Origin of the sequence: Pantoea phytostimulans (assembly GCF_046118715.1) — a bacterium.
In the GTDB taxonomy this organism is placed as follows: Bacteria; Pseudomonadota; Gammaproteobacteria; order Enterobacterales; family Enterobacteriaceae; genus Pantoea; species Pantoea phytostimulans.
In genome coordinates this window covers 3,797,582-3,814,116 of the sequence record NZ_CP173698.1, presented here as the reverse complement: position 1 = coordinate 3,814,116, position 16,535 = coordinate 3,797,582, and the positions used below count along the sequence as shown (strand labels likewise).

At 51.9% G+C, this 16,535-nt stretch carries 14 protein-coding genes and 1 riboswitch; of the genes, 9 read left to right on the top strand and 5 right to left on the bottom strand.

The window, feature by feature from the left end; genetic code table 11:
* Positions 1 to 42: 42 nt before the first annotated feature.
* The 3 genes from cra to ilvI all read right to left on the bottom strand — a co-directional run bounded on the left by cra (position 43) and on the right by ilvI (position 3,469).
* Positions 43 to 1,053, bottom strand: coding sequence for a catabolite repressor/activator (gene cra, locus ACF2G4_RS17665; protein ID WP_243078605.1), 1,011 nt, complete (start codon positions 1,051 to 1,053; stop codon positions 43 to 45).
* Positions 1,054 to 1,250: 197 nt separating this feature from the next.
* On the bottom strand, positions 1,251 to 1,742 hold the full coding sequence (ilvN, locus tag ACF2G4_RS17660) for an acetolactate synthase small subunit (RefSeq protein WP_010253849.1): 492 nt from the start codon (positions 1,740 to 1,742) through the stop codon (positions 1,251 to 1,253).
* Between the two features lie 2 nt (positions 1,743 to 1,744).
* Positions 1,745 to 3,469, bottom strand: a complete 1,725-nt coding sequence (ilvI, locus tag ACF2G4_RS17655; RefSeq protein ID WP_243078606.1) for an acetolactate synthase 3 large subunit — start codon at positions 3,467 to 3,469, stop codon at positions 1,745 to 1,747.
* 737 nt (positions 3,470 to 4,206) lie between these two features.
* On the opposite strand from ilvI, the gene leuL reads away from it, so the two are divergent.
* The 5 genes from leuL (at position 4,207) to leuD (ending at position 9,058) form a co-directional block, all read left to right on the top strand.
* The gene (gene leuL / locus ACF2G4_RS17650; RefSeq protein ID WP_215848340.1) at positions 4,207 to 4,290 is read left to right on the top strand and encodes a leu operon leader peptide; all 84 of its coding nucleotides are present in this window, start codon (positions 4,207 to 4,209) and stop codon (positions 4,288 to 4,290) included.
* A gap of 91 nt (positions 4,291 to 4,381) precedes the next feature.
* On the top strand, positions 4,382 to 5,944 hold the full coding sequence (gene leuA / locus ACF2G4_RS17645; RefSeq protein WP_243078607.1) for a 2-isopropylmalate synthase: 1,563 nt from the start codon (positions 4,382 to 4,384) through the stop codon (positions 5,942 to 5,944).
* A 2-nt stretch (positions 5,945 to 5,946) separates the two neighbouring features.
* Positions 5,947 to 7,038 (top strand): 3-isopropylmalate dehydrogenase, encoded by a 1,092-nt coding sequence (gene leuB / locus ACF2G4_RS17640; RefSeq protein ID WP_332625673.1) that lies wholly within the window; start codon positions 5,947 to 5,949, stop codon positions 7,036 to 7,038.
* A 4-nt stretch (positions 7,039 to 7,042) separates the two neighbouring features.
* Positions 7,043 to 8,449, top strand: coding sequence for a 3-isopropylmalate dehydratase large subunit (gene leuC / locus ACF2G4_RS17635; protein ID WP_215847649.1), 1,407 nt, complete (start codon positions 7,043 to 7,045; stop codon positions 8,447 to 8,449).
* A gap of 3 nt (positions 8,450 to 8,452) precedes the next feature.
* Entirely contained in the window at positions 8,453 to 9,058 is a 606-nt protein-coding gene (gene leuD / locus ACF2G4_RS17630) for a 3-isopropylmalate dehydratase small subunit (RefSeq protein WP_215847650.1), read from the top strand.
* A gap of 32 nt (positions 9,059 to 9,090) precedes the next feature.
* Here leuD and ACF2G4_RS17625 read toward each other — a convergent pair whose 3' ends face one another.
* The gene (locus ACF2G4_RS17625) at positions 9,091 to 10,257 is read right to left on the bottom strand and encodes an MFS transporter (RefSeq protein ID WP_409075234.1); all 1,167 of its coding nucleotides are present in this window, start codon (positions 10,255 to 10,257) and stop codon (positions 9,091 to 9,093) included.
* A gap of 257 nt (positions 10,258 to 10,514) precedes the next feature.
* On the opposite strand from ACF2G4_RS17625, the gene sgrR reads away from it, so the two are divergent.
* The 4 genes from sgrR (at position 10,515) to thiQ (ending at position 15,621) form a co-directional block, all read left to right on the top strand.
* Positions 10,515 to 12,176, top strand: coding sequence for an HTH-type transcriptional regulator SgrR (sgrR, locus tag ACF2G4_RS17620; RefSeq protein WP_409075233.1), 1,662 nt, complete (start codon positions 10,515 to 10,517; stop codon positions 12,174 to 12,176).
* Positions 12,177 to 12,211: 35 nt separating this feature from the next.
* Positions 12,212 to 12,316, top strand: a riboswitch (TPP riboswitch).
* A 47-nt stretch (positions 12,317 to 12,363) separates the two neighbouring features.
* Positions 12,364 to 13,350: a thiamine ABC transporter substrate binding subunit gene (gene thiB, locus ACF2G4_RS17615; protein ID WP_409075232.1), complete on the top strand. Its 987-nt coding sequence runs from the start codon at positions 12,364 to 12,366 to the stop codon at positions 13,348 to 13,350.
* Positions 13,326 to 14,936, top strand: a complete 1,611-nt coding sequence (thiP, locus tag ACF2G4_RS17610) for a thiamine/thiamine pyrophosphate ABC transporter permease ThiP (protein WP_409075231.1) — start codon at positions 13,326 to 13,328, stop codon at positions 14,934 to 14,936. The genes thiB and thiP overlap by 25 nt, the downstream gene beginning before the upstream one ends.
* Positions 14,920 to 15,621 (top strand): thiamine ABC transporter ATP-binding protein ThiQ, encoded by a 702-nt coding sequence (gene thiQ, locus ACF2G4_RS17605; RefSeq protein ID WP_215847653.1) that lies wholly within the window; start codon positions 14,920 to 14,922, stop codon positions 15,619 to 15,621. The genes thiP and thiQ overlap by 17 nt, the downstream gene beginning before the upstream one ends.
* On the opposite strand, the gene ACF2G4_RS17600 is transcribed toward thiQ, so the two are convergent.
* Positions 15,618 to 16,382 (bottom strand): DedA family protein, encoded by a 765-nt coding sequence (locus ACF2G4_RS17600; RefSeq protein ID WP_243078612.1) that lies wholly within the window; start codon positions 16,380 to 16,382, stop codon positions 15,618 to 15,620. The genes thiQ and ACF2G4_RS17600 overlap by 4 nt on opposite strands.
* Positions 16,383 to 16,535: the final 153 nt, after the last annotated feature.

Genomic DNA, 16,535 nt, shown 5'->3' with positions numbered 1-16,535 from the left:
ACCACGGTAATTATTGGGGGCAGCATAATTGCCGCCCCGCGTTTATTTTGATTTGCGGCTTAATTGTCCGCGTCGGAATAAATTACGGCGAATACGCGTAAGTCCTGGTTTGGGCTTTCTTGGCTCATCCAGTGAGGCAAGAACCAGTTCAAGTACTCGCTCCGCAACATCACGATGTCGCTGACCTACCGCTAAAACCGGACACTCTAAAAAGTCCAGTAATTCGTGGTCGCCAAAAGTCGCAATAGCCAGCTCAGTTGGTAAACGTCCGTCACGTTTCAGCACCACATCCATCACACCTTGCAGTAAACCAAATGAGGTGGTGAAAAGTGCTTCTGGCATCGCATGGTCTTCGAGATATTTTTCAAACATTGCTGCGGCAGCGGTACGTTCAAAGCTGTTGCAATAAAGGTAATCGATGGGTCGATCATCCTCTTTCCATGCATCACGGAAACCCGTTTCTCGCAGAAAACTCACTGAAAGCTCTGGCAAAGCGCCCAGGAACAGCACGTTTTTTACTTCAAGCTGACGCAATTCAGCCGCCAGCATAAAGGCATCGTCCTGATCTGCACCCACCACGCTGGTAAAATGCTCACGATCAAGCGCACGGTCCAATGCAATAATCGGCAGCGAATCGTGGATCCAGCGTTGATAAAAAGGATGCTCGGGTGGCAAAGAGGTTGAAACGATGATGGCATCAACCTGGCGTTGCAGCAGATGCTCAATGCAGCGCATTTCATTATCGGGCTGATCTTCCGAACAGGCGATCAACAGCTGATATCCACGCTGACGTGCTTGCCGTTCAAGATAATTAGCGATACGCGTATAACTGGTGTTTTCCAAATCAGGAATAACTAAACCAATCGAACGCGTGCGCCCCGCACGTAGCCCTGCGGCCACCGCATTGGGGTGATAATTATGTTCACGCACCACCGCCATGACTTTCTCGACGGTTTTGTCGCTGACACGATACTGCCGCGCTTTGCCATTAATGACGTAACTGGCCGTGGTGCGCGACACGCCTGCCAGGCGCGCAATTTCATCCAGTTTCACGATAACCCCACAATCAAGCACGCTTCTGCAGCGTAAATAGCCGCAGTTACGCTAAGGACAACTCATTTATCACATCTAACAGCAGAAAAGTGTGTGGGGCAACCGCTTTTATGACGGTAGGCGGCATAGCGCATAAAAAATAAAAAAACCCGGCATTTCGCCGGGTTAGCACACAGTTGTTTGATTCCGCTACGTTATTACCGCATGATGCGATCGCCACGTGAGACACCAACGATGCCCGAACGTGCAACTTCAACAATTTCCGCTACATCACGCACGGTATTCAAAAAAGCATCCAGCTTGTCGCTGGTGCCTGCAAGCTGAACCGTGTAAAGCGTTGGCGTCACATCGATAATCTGACCACGGAAGATTTCGGCATTACGTTTAACTTCTTCGCGTCCATATCCGCTGGCTTGGATCTTCACCAACATGATTTCACGTTCAACGTAGGCACCCTGCCCCAATTCGGTTACGCGCAATACATCAACCAGTTTGTGCAGTTGCTTCTCGATCTGCTCCAATACTTTTTGATCGCCAACCGTTTGGATCGTCATACGCGAGAGTGTCGGATCATCGGTTGGCGCAACGGTAAGGCTTTCAATGTTGTAGCCGCGTTGTGAAAACAAGCCGACAACGCGAGACAATGCGCCGGATTCGTTTTCCAGCAAAACTGATAAAATGCGACGCATAATTAAGTCCTCTCCGTTTTGCTCAACCACATCTCGTCCATACTGCCACCGCGAATATGCATCGGGTAAACGTGCTCGCTGCCATCAACCGTAACATCAACAAATACCAGACGACCTTTCGCTAGCGTATCCAGCGCCAAGGCTAATTTCTCTTCCAGCTCGGCAGGGTGTTGAATCGCAATTCCAACGTGTCCATATGCTTCTGCCAGACGAACAAAATCAGGCAGCGATTCCATATAGGATTGTGAATGGCGCCCTGAATAGATCATGTCCTGCCACTGCTTCACCATGCCGAGAACGCGGTTGTTTAGGTTTAGCACCAGCACCGGCAAGTCATATTGCAGTGCAGTTGAAAGCTCCTGAATGTTCATCTGGATGCTGCCATCACCGGTTACGCAAATCACCGTCTCATCTGGCAGCGCCATTTTCACACCCAGCGCTGCTGGCAGTCCAAAGCCCATCGTTCCCAGTCCGCCGGAGTTAATCCAGCGACGCGGCTTATCAAACTGATAATAAAGCGCGGCGAACATCTGATGCTGGCCGACATCAGAGGTGACGTAAGCATCACCCTGAGTCAGGCGATAAATAGTTTCAATGACCGCCTGCGGTTTGATCTTGTCGCTGGTGCGATCAAATTCAAGACACTTGCGGCTACGCCAGCCATCAATCGTTTGCCACCAATCGCGTAGACTATCGAGCTGCTGCTTGCTTTCGTTTTGCGCCAGCAGTTCCAGCATCTGCTGCAGAACCTGTTTAGCATCGCCGACAATAGGAATGTCTGCGGCAACGGTTTTAGAAATCGAGGTAGGATCGATATCAATGTGCATCACCGTGGCATTAGGACAATATTTTGCCAAGTTATTGGTGGTGCGATCGTCAAAACGTACGCCAATACCAAAAATCAAATCGGCATTGTGCATCGTCATGTTCGCTTCGTAAGTCCCGTGCATGCCTAACATGCCAAGGCATTGGCGATGCGTACCAGGGAAAGCGCCTAATCCCATTAATGAGTTTGTGACCGGGATATTCAGGCTTTCAGCCAACTGAAGCACTTCAGCTTCACATGCAGAGGTAATCGCGCCGCCACCGACATACATTACAGGCTTATGCGCTGCTAACAGCGTTTGCAAAGCGCGCTTGATCTGGCCTTTATGTCCTTGAACGGTTGGATTGTATGAGCGCATGCTCACCGAATCCGGCCACATATAAGGCAACTTGTGGGCAGGATTTAGAATATCTTTCGGCAAATCAATGACGACCGGACCGGGACGGCCACTTGCTGCCAGCCAAAAGGCTTTTTTCAAAACGCCAGGAATTTCTTCGGTGCTTTTCACTAAGAAGCTGTGTTTCACCACCGGGCGGGAAATCCCCACCATGTCGCACTCCTGGAAAGCATCGTAACCAATCAGTGAAGACGGTACTTGCCCCGATAGAATAACGAGCGGAATGGAATCCATGTATGCCGTAGCAATACCGGTAATTGCGTTGGTTGCACCGGGACCCGAAGTCACCAGCACCACACCCACTTCGCCAGTGGCGCGCGCAAGACCATCAGCCATATGCACTGCGCCCTGTTCATGGCGAACTAATATGTGATCAATACCACCCACCGTTTGCAGAGCGTCATAGATATCAAGCACCGCTCCGCCCGGATAACCGAATACCTGCTTTACGCCCTGATCGATTAACGAACGGACGACCATTTCGGCTCCTGACAACATCTCCATTTTCTGCCTCCAGGCTAAAGGAACTGAATTCACTGACGAATGCTTTCCAGCATGTCACTTGCATCCTGCTCCCTGTTCGCCAATTAAGATCAAAACCTTATGTTTATGCGTAGACAGCGGAAATCATTTCCGCTGTCCAGATACAGAGAAATCTGCTGATTTAATTCTTTTGATAGTAGGTCGATTACCATAACCGTAGAAAACCTGGCAGGCAAACTTCAAACTTGAGTTAGGCAATCGATTAGGCTTTAAAGGCTCTGCTCGATAAGATTTGGCTACGATGATTAAACTAATTACGTGAGCTAACAGCAGACGAAAATGCTAGTCATGATATTAATTGCAGCGTGATCTAAGAAATAGCAAAAAGTTATTGGAGGAAGCGTTAGCCCACAATTTCCTGAGACAATTCATTTCTGGCGTTATTAACCTTAAAACAGTGCATTCACATGAGATTCTGCTGCATCAAACGCTCACCAACCGTAATCATTACGGCAAAATAATAAAAATTTAACATTATAATTCAATGGGATATAATAATTTATTTTATTGAATCCTTATGTTTTCATCCTCAGGTGATATCTCTGCTTTTATGCTGCTGCGCATAACTCTGCAACGACGTAAAACCACAGAATATTTTTCTTAGCGACCTAATAAAATAACCCTTCACCTATGGTTGACATCCCTTAGGGATTCCAGTACCAATATGTGCAGCAAAAAAATTTACGAGGTTTGAATCCATGTTTCGTTCTACTCGCCTACTAGGTCTACTACTAAACGCAGCCAATTTGCGCGGTAGACTTGTGGGCGGAATCAAACACTGATTCAAACCTGCTGAAAGTTAAAAACCCGCGCCGATGCGCGGGTTTTTTTATGCTCGTTGCAAAGCGAAGTTAATGCATAAGGATGAATACGATGAGCCAACAAGTCATTATTTTCGATACCACTCTGCGCGACGGTGAGCAGGCATTACAGGCCAGCCTGAGTGTGAAAGAAAAACTGCAGATTGCTTTAGCGCTGGAGCGCATGGGCGTCGATGTAATGGAAGTCGGTTTCCCGGTTTCCTCACCCGGTGATTTTGAATCGGTACAAACCATTGCGCGCACTATTAAAAACAGCCGCGTCTGTGGTCTGGCGCGTTGTGTAGAGAAAGATATCGACGCCGCATACGAAGCACTGCGCGTTGCCGAAGCGTTTCGCATTCACACTTTTATCGCCACCTCGCCGATGCACATCGCTACTAAGCTGCGCAGCACCTTGCCAGAAGTGATTGAGCGTGCCGTTCACATGGTGAAACGCGCCCGTAATTACACCAATGATGTTGAATTTTCTTGTGAAGATGGCGGTCGTACGCCGATTGATGATCTGTGCCGCATGGTTGAAGCCGCGATTAACGCAGGCGCGACAACCATTAACATTCCCGACACCGTGGGTTATACCTTGCCGGGTGAATACGCAGACATCATCAGTCAGTTGGTCAACCGCGTACCTAACATCGATAAAGCCATTCTGTCCGTTCATACCCACGACGACTTAGGTATGGCTACCGGCAACGCGATTGCTGCGGTTCAGGCGGGTGCGCGCCAGGTCGAAGGCACAATGAATGGTCTGGGTGAACGTGCAGGTAACTGTGCGCTGGAAGAAGTGATCATGGCGATTAAAACCCGTCAGCAAATCATGAACGTCCATACCAATATTCAGCATCAGGAAATTTACCGCACCAGCCAAATGGTCAGCCAGATCTGCAACATGCCGATTCCCGCTAACAAAGCGGTGGTCGGTTCTAACGCCTTTGCTCACTCTTCCGGCATCCATCAGGATGGCGTGCTGAAAAATCGTGAAAACTACGAAATATTAACGCCAGAATCGATCGGCCTGCACAAAATCCAGCTGAATCTGACGTCACGCTCAGGCCGTGCCGCGGTAAAACATCGCATGGAAGAGATGGGCTACAAAGAGAGCGATTACAACCTGGACAAACTGTATGACGCTTTCCTGAAACTGGCCGACAAAAAAGGTCAGGTATTCGATTATGACCTGGAAGCGCTGGCGTTCATTAACAAGCAAAACGAAGAGCCGGAATATTTCCAGCTGAACGATTTTAATGTGCAGTCGGGTTCAAGCATCAACGCAACCGCATCGGTGAATCTGGGTTGTGGTGAAGAAACAAAATCTGAAGCGGCAACCGGTAACGGCCCGGTCGATGCGGTCTATCAAGCGATCAATCGCATCACCCAGTTTGATGCCGAGCTGGTGAACTACAAGCTGACGGCGAAAGGCCACGGCGAAAACGCCTTGGGTCAGGTTGATATTGTGGTGAGCTACAACGGCCGTAAATTTCATGGTGTCGGCCTGGCGACGGATATCGTCGAGTCTTCCGCCAAAGCGATGGTCAACGCCCTGAACAATATCTGGCGTGCCAAACAGGTTGAAAAAGAATTGCAGCGCAAATTTAAAGATCAGAAGGAAACGGTGTAACTATGTCTACGTCTTCACATATCGCAGTTTTACCGGGCGACGGTATTGGTCCAGAAGTCATGGCGCAGGCCATCAAAGTGTTAGATGCGATTCGTCAACGCTTCGATATGCGTATCACCACCAGCGAATATGATGTTGGCGGCATCGCGATTGATCGTCACGGTGAACCTCTTCCACCGGCAACAGTAGCCGGTTGTGAACAAGCCGATGCAATTCTGTTTGGTTCGGTAGGCGGCCCAAAATGGGAGCATTTGCCTCCCGCTTCCCAACCTGAACGTGGCGCGCTGTTGCCGCTGCGTAAGCACTTTAAACTGTTTAGCAATTTGCGCCCTGCTGCGCTCTACAGCGGCCTGGAAGCATTTTGTCCGCTGCGTAGCGACATCGCTGCAAAGGGCTTCGATATTCTTTGCGTGCGTGAGTTAACTGGCGGCATCTACTTCGGTCAGCCAAAAGGCCGCGAAGGCAGCGGCCCACATGAGCGTGCGTTTGATACCGAGGTCTATCACCGTTTCGAGATTGAACGTATTGCGCGCATTGCTTTTGAATCTGCTCGTAAACGCCGTAATAAAGTTACGTCAGTGGATAAAGCCAACGTGCTGCAAACCTCCGTAATGTGGCGCGAAATCGTTAACGAGATCGCTAAAGAATATCCTGACGTGCAGTTGAGCCACATCTATATCGACAACGCCACCATGCAGTTGATCAAAGATCCTTCACAGTTTGATGTGCTGCTGTGTTCTAACCTGTTTGGTGACATTCTTTCTGACGAATGCGCCATGATCACCGGTTCAATGGGCATGCTGCCTTCCGCCAGCCTGAATGAAGAAGGGTTTGGTCTTTACGAACCGGCAGGCGGTTCTGCGCCTGACATCGCGGGGCAAAATATCGCTAACCCCGTTGCGCAGATCCTCTCCTTATCTCTGCTGCTGCGCTACAGCCTGAATGCTGATGACGCTGCAGACAGCATTGAGCGCGCGATCAGTCGTGCGCTGGAAGAAGGTTATCGTACCAAAGATTTAGCCGGTGATGGCCCAGCAGTCAGCACAGATGAGATGGGCAGTATCATTGCCCGCTTTATCGCCGAGGAAAAATAAAATAATGAAAACCTTATACCAGAAGTTATTTGATGCACATGTCGTTAATGAAACGCCAAATGAAACCCCATTGCTCTATATCGATCGTCATCTGATCCATGAAGTGACATCACCGCAGGCCTTTGATGGCCTGCGTGCTCACGGTCGTAAAGTCCGTCAGCCGTCTAAAACCTTCGCGACCATGGATCATAACGTCTCCACGCAGACCAAAGACATCAATGCGTCGGGCGAGATGGCACGTATCCAGATGCAAGAATTGATGAAGAACTGTGCCGAGTTTGGCGTGCAGTTGTATGACCTGAATCACCCGTTTCAAGGCATTGTGCACGTAATTGGTCCAGAGCAAGGTATGACTTTGCCCGGCATGACTATTGTTTGCGGTGATTCACATACTGCAACGCACGGCGCTTTTGGTTCGCTGGCATTTGGTATCGGTACTTCAGAAGTTGAGCATGTGTTTGCCACGCAAACCCTGAAACAGGGCCGTGCCAAAACCATGAAAATCGAAGTGCTGGGTGAAGCGGCTACCGGCATCACTGCCAAAGATATTGTGCTGGCGATCATCGGTAAAACCGGTAGCGCAGGCGGCACCGGCCATGTAGTCGAATTCTGTGGCCCAGCCATTGAAGCGCTGAGCATGGAAGGTCGTATGACGCTATGCAACATGGCCATTGAGATGGGTGCCAAAGCGGGTTTAGTGGCACCGGATGACACCACCTTTACTTACCTGAAAGGTCGTCAGTTTTCACCCGACGGTGAGAAATGGGAACAAGCCGTCGAGTATTGGCGCACCCTGAAGTCAGATGAAGGCGCAAAATTTGATGCGGTTGTTACCCTGCATGCCGAAGAGATCGCGCCTCAGGTAACTTGGGGAACGAATCCAGGCCAGGTCATTGCCGTTGATCAAGCGATCCCGAATCCAGCCTCTTTTGCCGATCCCGTTGAACGCGCCTCCGCAGAGAAAGCGCTGGCGTATATGGATCTGCAGCCAGGCATCAAGCTGACTGACGTTAGCATCGACAAAGTCTTTATCGGTTCTTGTACTAACTCACGTATTGAAGATTTACGCGCTGCTGCTGCGATTGCTAAAGGCCGCAAAGTCGCGCCAGGCGTAATGGCGATGGTGGTGCCAGGCTCGGGTCCGGTAAAAGCGCAGGCGGAAGCGGAAGGTCTGGATAAGATTTTCCTCGAAGCGGGTTTTGAATGGCGCTTGCCGGGTTGCTCAATGTGCCTGGCCATGAACAACGATCGCCTGAATCCGGGTGAGCGTTGCGCCTCTACCAGCAACCGTAACTTTGAAGGACGTCAAGGACGTGGCGGCCGTACGCATCTGGTTAGCCCGGCCATGGCAGCTGCGGCTGCGGTAACTGGTCATTTTGCTGACATCCGTGAACTGACGACAGGAGCATAAGTCATGGCGAATAAATTTACCCAACACACCGGGATTGTTGCGCCGCTGGATGCGGCAAACGTCGATACCGACGCGATCATCCCTAAGCAGTTTTTGCAAAAAGTTACGCGTACCGGTTTTGGTCAGCACCTGTTTCACGATTGGCGCTTTGAAGATGATGCCGGCACCGTACCGACTGCCAGCTTTGTGTTGAACAAGCCCGAATTCAAAGGCACCAGTATTTTACTGGCGCGTGAAAACTTTGGCTGTGGATCGTCACGTGAGCACGCACCTTGGGCGCTAACAGATTTCGGTTTTCACGTGGTGATTGCACCCAGTTTTGCCGATATCTTTTACGGCAATAGCTTCAACAATCAGCTGCTGCCGGTAAAGCTCAGCGATGAAGAAGTCGATGAGATGTTTAAACTGGTCGCTGCACAGCCAGGCATCCGTTTCACCGTTGATCTTGAAGCGCAAACCGTGACCGCAGGCGATAAAACGTATCCGTTTGAGCTCGACAGTTTCCGTCGTCACTGCATGATCAATGGTCTCGACAGCATTGGCCTGACGCTTCAGCATGAAGCCTCGATCTCTGATTATGAGCAGAAGCAGCCCGCTTTCCTGCGTTAATCATTAAGGGCGACGATTTAGTCGCCCTTTTCTTATACGTTGCGTACCCGCGCCGACATGGCAAAAGAGGCAATAGCCAGCCCTAACGCCAGCCAATATATTGAGATATGTCCAAAGCGTTCGCTCAAGGTTCCCTGAATCAATCCCGCCAAAATCATGCCGGTGGAAATAGAATTAGTGAACATAGTGGTGGCTGCGCCCGGTCGTCCTGGCATTAAATCCTGAAACCACAGCATGCCTATTCCGGCAATGATGCCGATAAATACTGCATTAAACAGCTGCAAAATCAGCAACGCTTGGCGCGAACTGAACAATACCAGTCCGAGATAGAACAGAATACCTGCCGCTACCGCGATCAGCATCAGGTTGCGTTTACCGACGCGTTTAGCGCAATAGCCAGCCAGTAACATCACTGGAATCTCCAGTGCTGCCGCCATTCCCATCAATAACCCCGCCAGCTTTTCCGGTAAGCCCAGCGTGCTGCTGATATAGAGCGGCATATCGATAATGTACATGGTATTGCAGGTCCACATTGTCACGGAGGCGATAAACAGCAGCCTGACATCGCGGTTGCGCCAACCGCTGATCGGCATGCCGCCGCTGTGCATCAGCGAATCAGCGCGTGGCACCGAAGGCAAGGTAAACCAAATAAGGAGGATGCAGATAAAGAACAGCGCTGCCGCCACCATGAACAGCGTGACAAAGCCATAGTTGAGCGCCAGTGCAAACGACAGCGGCGGCCCAATCACCCAAGCCAGCGATATCTGCGCACGCATTACCGAACTGAACATCGCTGCTTCGCGCGCGGAATGGTCAATATATTCTCGCGCCAGCGCAAAAATCTGTGGCATGGAGACGCTGGCCAGCGCTGACAGCAGCACGCCCAGCGTAATCAATGTGAAATAATGACGCGTAAAGGCAAACAAAATGGCATTACACAGCGCCATCAGACAACAAAACAGAATGATGTGACGGCGATCACCGACGCTGTCTGAGCGCTTGGCCACCAGCATGCTCACCACAATCCCGGCCACGGCATTAATGGTAAAAAACAGCCCAACCCAAAACGGCCGCGCCTGCACTTCACGCGTCAAAAACAAGCTGAGCGTGGGTGCTTGTAATGCACCGGCTACGCCAATCATGAACGATGCCACCATAAACGCGAGATAAACCGGATTGATGCGACGCTGCGACTTCATGCCGAAATCCCTAACAGAATGAAAAAACCGAGGAAAAAAACAAGGGTAGACGATACAGCGCAACACGAAAAAAGCCAGCAGATAAAATCCTGCTGGCGGTGTAATTGCACCCTACTCAGAAAGGATCCCGCATCGCTGCGCGATCATGGTTGAGCGCCATTCATTGCTGAATGCCTCCCGCTCTTCCAATGAGGTTCAGTTTGCCTCTAATATGAGGCAGGAAAAACAGAGCGCTTTTTACAGGGAGTTCCTCTTTTATGTCCTCATCACGCCTTAAGCAGCAATTCATTCGCCTGTGGCAAAGTTGCCAGGGCCAGACGCAAGAAACCACGCTGAGTGAACTGGCGGATTTACTGCATTGCTCTCGCCGTCATATGCGTAATTTACTTAACGCTATGCAAGATGCTGGATGGCTAACCTGGCAAGCTGAAGCCGGGCGCGGTAAGCGTTCACAGCTGACTTTTTGTTATACCGGACTCGCGCTACAGCAGCAGAGGGCAGAAGATTTGCTGGAGCAGGATCGTATCGATCAACTGGTGCAACTGGTCGGCGATAAAAATCAGGTGCGACAGATGATCAGCGCGCATCTGGGCCGCAGTTTCCGCCAGGGCAAACATATTCTTCGCGTGCTTTATTACCGCCCGTTACTCAACCTGCTGCCTGGATCGCCGCTGCGCCGCTCAGAGACGCATTTGGCACGACAAATCTTTAGTGGGCTGACGCGAATAAATGAGGAAAACGGGGAAATCGAGGCGGATATTGCGCACCACTGGCAACAAACATCGCCGCTGCACTGGCGCTTTTTTTTACGCCCGGCTATCCGCTTTCACCACGGTCGCGAATTAGAAATGGCTGATGTCATCGGCAGTCTCGAACGCCTGCGTGATCAGCCGCTGTTTTCACATTTCCAACTCATCACCTCGCCCGCCCCCTGGACGCTGGATATCACGCTAAGCCAGCCCGACGACTGGTTACCTTGGTTACTTGGCAGCGTGAGCGCCATGATTCTGCCGCGTGAATGGCCCGAGCAGCGTGATTTCGCTCGCCAGCCCAAGGGGACTGGCCCTTACAGCGTGGTGCGCAATCAGCAAAGCCAGCTGAAAATCGAAGCGTTTGATGACTACTTTGGCTTTCGCGCCCTGATCGATGACGTCTCAATTTGGGTATTGCCTGAGATCAGCGACGAACTGGTTTATTCAGGCGTACGTTTGCAGGGCGACACCGTTGATGAAAAGCAGGAAGAGAGTCGGCTCGAAGAGGGATGTTATTATTTGCTATTTGATCAGCGCTCAGAAAAAGGCCGCAACGAGGCGATTCGCCGCTGGGTCAGCTATTTATTTAATCCTATTGCCCTGCTCAATCATGCGAGCGCTGGCTATCAGCGCTACTGGTTTCCCGCTTACGGTTTGCTGCCGCGCTGGCACCATCGCCGTGACTTAACGCCCGTTGAGAAACCCGCTGGGCTGAAAAGCCTGACGCTCACCTGGTATAGCCAACACGTTGAGCACGAAGGCATCGCTAATGCGCTACGCCCTTTATTAGCGCAACATGGCGTAACGCTTGAAACGCGTGAAGTCAGCTATGAAAGCTGGCATCAGGGCGAGGCTGAAAGCGATATCTGGCTGGGCAGCGTCAATTTCACCCTGCCGCTGGAATATTCACTGTTTGCTCAGCTCTATGAGGTGCCGTTGCTGCATCATTGCCTGCCCATTGACTGGCACATCGATGCCGCACGCTGGCGTGAAAAAGCGCTGCCGCTTGCCGAATGGAGCAAGCGTTTGGTCGAGGAAGGCGGGTTGCATCCGCTGTTTCATCACTGGCTGTTGCTGGAAGGAGAACGCAGTATGCGTGGCGTGCGCATGAATACGCTGGGCTGGTTTGATTTTAAATCCGCCTGGTTCGCGCCGCCGGAGCTGTGATCCTTTCGCCCCGGCGACGAAATGACTAGAATGACTCGTTCTCAACGGGGTGCCGCTTGCGATTGTCGCAATGAGCTGAGATATACCCGTCGAACCTGATTCGGTTAATACCGACGTAGGGATTTGAGAGGCCAACGTGCTCAGATCCTTTGCGACTCATATAACAATTCTCCTTAAGGAGCGCAAAGTGTTAAAAAAATGTCTGTCTCTGCTGCTGCTGCTGTCAGCGCCCGTCTTTGCTGCCAAACCGACCTTAACCGTTTATACCTACGATTCATTCTCAGCCGATTGGGGCCCTGGCCCAGCGGTGAAAAAAGCCTTTGAAGCGCAGTGCAATTGCGAACTGAAATTCGTCGCGCTGGAAGATGGCGTGTCGCTGCTGAATCGCGTGCGCATGGAAGGCAAGAACAGCAAAGCCGACGTGGTATTAGGGCTGGATAACAATTTGGTGCAGGCGGCACAAAAAACGGGTCTGTTTGCGCCCAGCGACGTTGACACCAGCAGGCTACAGTTACCCGATGGCTGGCAAGATAAAACCTTTGTGCCCTTCGATTACGGCTACTTCGCCTTTGTCTATGACAAAAATAAACTCAAAAATCCGCCTAAAAGCCTGAAAGAACTGGTTGATAGTCCAGAGAAGTGGCGCGTCATTTATGAAGACCCGCGTACCAGCACGCCGGGTTTAGGCTTGCTGCTGTGGATGCAAAAAGTGTATGGCGATCAGGCACCGCAGGCCTGGCAGAAGCTGGCGCAGAAAACCGTTACTGTCACCAAAGGTTGGAGCGAAGCTTACGGTCTGTTCCTGAAAGGTGAAGGTGATCTGGTGTTGAGTTACACCACCTCGCCTGCTTACCACATCATCGAAGAGAAAAAAGAGAATTACGCCGCTGCGTCGTTTGCCGAAGGCCATTATTTGCAGGTTGAAGTTGCGGCTCAGCTTGCCAGCAGCAAACAACCCAAACTGGCTCAACAGTTCATGCAGTTCATGGTGTCGCCTGCCTTCCAGAACGCGATTCCAACCGGTAACTGGATGTATCCCGTAATCAAAACTGATTTGCCGGCAGGATTTTCATCGTTGAGCGTGCCAAATACTGCGCTGCAATTCTCATCGCAAGATGTCGCCGATCACCGCTCAGAATGGATTAATGCATGGCAACGCGCCGTCAGCCGTTAATTCCGCTCTGGCTGATTCCCGGTTCGCTCGCCACGCTGCTGCTGTGCAGTGTGGCGCTGCTGGCGTTTTCCTCGCTGTGGATCGCTGCGCCTGATACGGATTGGCGCAGCGTATTGCAGGACGACTATCTCCATCACGTTATCGGCTTCTCCTTTGGTCAGGCGCTGCTTTCTGCGCTGTTGTCGCTCCTGCCTGCGATTGCGCTCGCACGCGCACTTTACCGGCGGCGCTTTCCTGGACGCCAATTATTGCTGCGGCTGTGCGCCATGACGCTGGTTCTGCCGGTTTTGGTCGCGGTATTTGGCTTGCTTACGGTCTATGGTCGCGTCGGCTGGTTGGCGCAGTTGTGCCAGTTTTTCAATATCGATTACGCTTTTTCACCGTACGGCCTGCAAGGTATTCTGCTGGCACATGTGTTTTTCAATTTGCCGCTGGCAACGCGTTTGATGTTGCAGGCGTTAGAAAGCATTCCGGCCGAGCAGCGACAACTGGCCGCGCAGCTTAATTTGCGCGGCTGGCACCATTTTCGCCTGCTGGAATGGCCGTGGCTGCGCCGTCAGTTGCTGCCGACCGGCGCGCTGATATTTATGCTCTGCTTTGCCAGCTTTGCTACCGTGTTGTCGCTGGGCGGCGGGCCGCAAGCCACCACCATTGAACTCGCCATTTTTCAGGCGCTGAGTTATGACTACGATCCGGGGCGCGCAGCATTGCTGGCACTGATACAGCTCACCTGCTGCCTGACTTTAGTTTTGCTCAGCCAGCGTTTTAGCAAGGCCATTCCCGCTGGCATCAGTCAACTGCGCGGCTGGCGCGATCCGCAAGATTCCCTGCTTGCTCGCGTGAGTGATTTTGCCTTGATTGTGTTGGCGCTGCTGCTGCTGTTACCGCCGCTGCTGGCAGTCATCGTGGATGGATTGCATGGCGGCCTGCGCGGGGCGTTGGCACAACCGGCGCTGTGGCAGGCCACATTCACTTCGCTGCGTATCGCGCTGGGTGCTGGCCTGCTTTGCGTGCTGCTGACTATGATGCTGCTGTGGAGCAGCCGCGAATTACGTATGCGCCAACGCAACGTGGCTGCACAGATCATAGATACCAGCGGCATGTTGATTTTGGCAATGCCCGGTATCGTGCTGGCGACCGGCTTTTTCCTGCTGTTCAACGCCACCATTGGCTTGCCCACTTCCGCTGACGGTTTAGTGATATTCACTAACGCACTGATTTCCATTCCCTACGCCCTGAAAGTGTTGGAAAACCCCATGCGCGATATCGCTGAGCGCTACGCAAACCTGTGCAATTCGTTGGGTATCCAGGGCTGGAATCGACTACGTCTGATTGAAATGCGCGCCCTGAAGCGACCTTTAGCTCAGGCACTGGCCTTTGCCTGCGTGTTATCGATCGGAGATTTTGGCGTGGTTGCGCTGTTTGGTAGCGCAGATTTCCGCACCTTACCGTTCTACCTGTATCAACAAATTGGTTCTTATCGTGGCGCAGACGGAGCAGTTACCGCCCTGCTGCTGCTGTTACTTTGCCTGTTGCTGTTTACTCTGATGGAAAAATTACCGGGCCACCATGCTGACTCTGAATAACCTCACTTACCTGTATCACCACTTGCCGATGCGTTTCAGCCTGACTGCGCAACGTGGCGAACGTCTGGCGATTCTTGGCCCCAGCGGCGCAGGTAAAAGTACGTTGCTGAGCCTGATTGCCGGATTTTTACCGGTCAGTCAGGGAATGCTGGAGATTGATGGCAAAGATCACACGCGCAGCGTGCCCGCAAAGCGTCCGGTTTCGATGCTGTTTCAGGAGAACAACCTGTTTCCACACCTCAACGTACAGCAGAACATGGCGCTGGGGCTGAATCCAGGCTTGAAGCTAAATGCCACCCAACAACAACAACTGGCGGCTATTGCAACACAGGTTGGGTTAAGCGATCTGCTTACGCGCTTGCCGGGCCAGCTTTCCGGTGGGCAACGTCAGCGTGTTGCGCTGGCACGTTGCTTACTGCGCGATCGCCCGGTTCTGCTGCTGGATGAGCCCTTTTCAGCCCTCGATCCCGCCTTGCGCGGAGAGATGCTGCAACTGGTGAGTTCAGTGTGTGAGACACGCAACATTACCTTACTTATGGTGTCGCACAGCCTGGAAGATGCGCAGCAAATTGCGCCGCGCAGCGTGGTCATTGTGGATGGTCGGGTTTACTGGGATGGCGCAACGCAGCAGTTGCTGTCGGGAGAAACACGGGAAGCCGATGTGCTCGGCATCCCGCGCCGTTAATTAAAGAAAACTTGCCCTAACAAGTGCAGGAAAATGGGCATCATGGGGTGGAACTGAATCGCCACCAATGCGCCTACCGCGATAACAAATCCAAGCGGTGCTAACCAACGCAAGCGTTGTGGCGGCAGATACGCTGTTGCCCAATCCTGACTTTTACCGCTGCGCCACCAGCGCCAGCAGAGCCAAAATCCCAGCCACGCGACAATCGCCACTAACAGCAGCAGCCACTTAAAGTTACCGCCCTGCGCCGCTTTCGGCACGTCAATGGCCACGCCTGCTAAAATACCTGGCAGCAAGTACAGCGGCGGCCACAAAATACAGCCAATGAGATTGGGCGGCAGGAACTTGCGCACCGGCAACTCCAGCATGCCTGCGGCAAGCGGAATCAGCGGACGCGTTGGCCCAACAAAGCGCCCCACCAGAATGGTGAACATACTGTGCTGATGCAGCGCATGCTCGGTTTTATCCAGCAATCCTTTGTATTTTTGAATATATTTCCAGCGATGCAGCGGCCCCTGAAATTTCCAGCCAATGCCATAGGAAACCCAATCACCAATCAAGCATCCAGCAAAACCCGCCGCCCAGGCAGGATAGAGACCAATTTGTCCGCTACCCACCAACGCGCCGAGGCTGGCCATCAAAACCGTACCCGGCAGTAATAATCCCACAAACGCCAGTGATTCAAGAAACGTCACCATTGCAACGGCAAACAGCGCCCATTCCAGCGACTGTGTAAAAAGGTGTTGAACCCAGGCTTCCATAACCTTCCTTAAAAAAAGCACAAGGCTGGATTGTCCTGAGCCTGCATCAAAGCGTCAAGGCAAGAATTGTACGCTGATATTGACAAAAGCCAGCCGCGAGAACTGTATAAATATCCATGTTATACTCTGCTCACTGCCCATCCCGAATCCGGC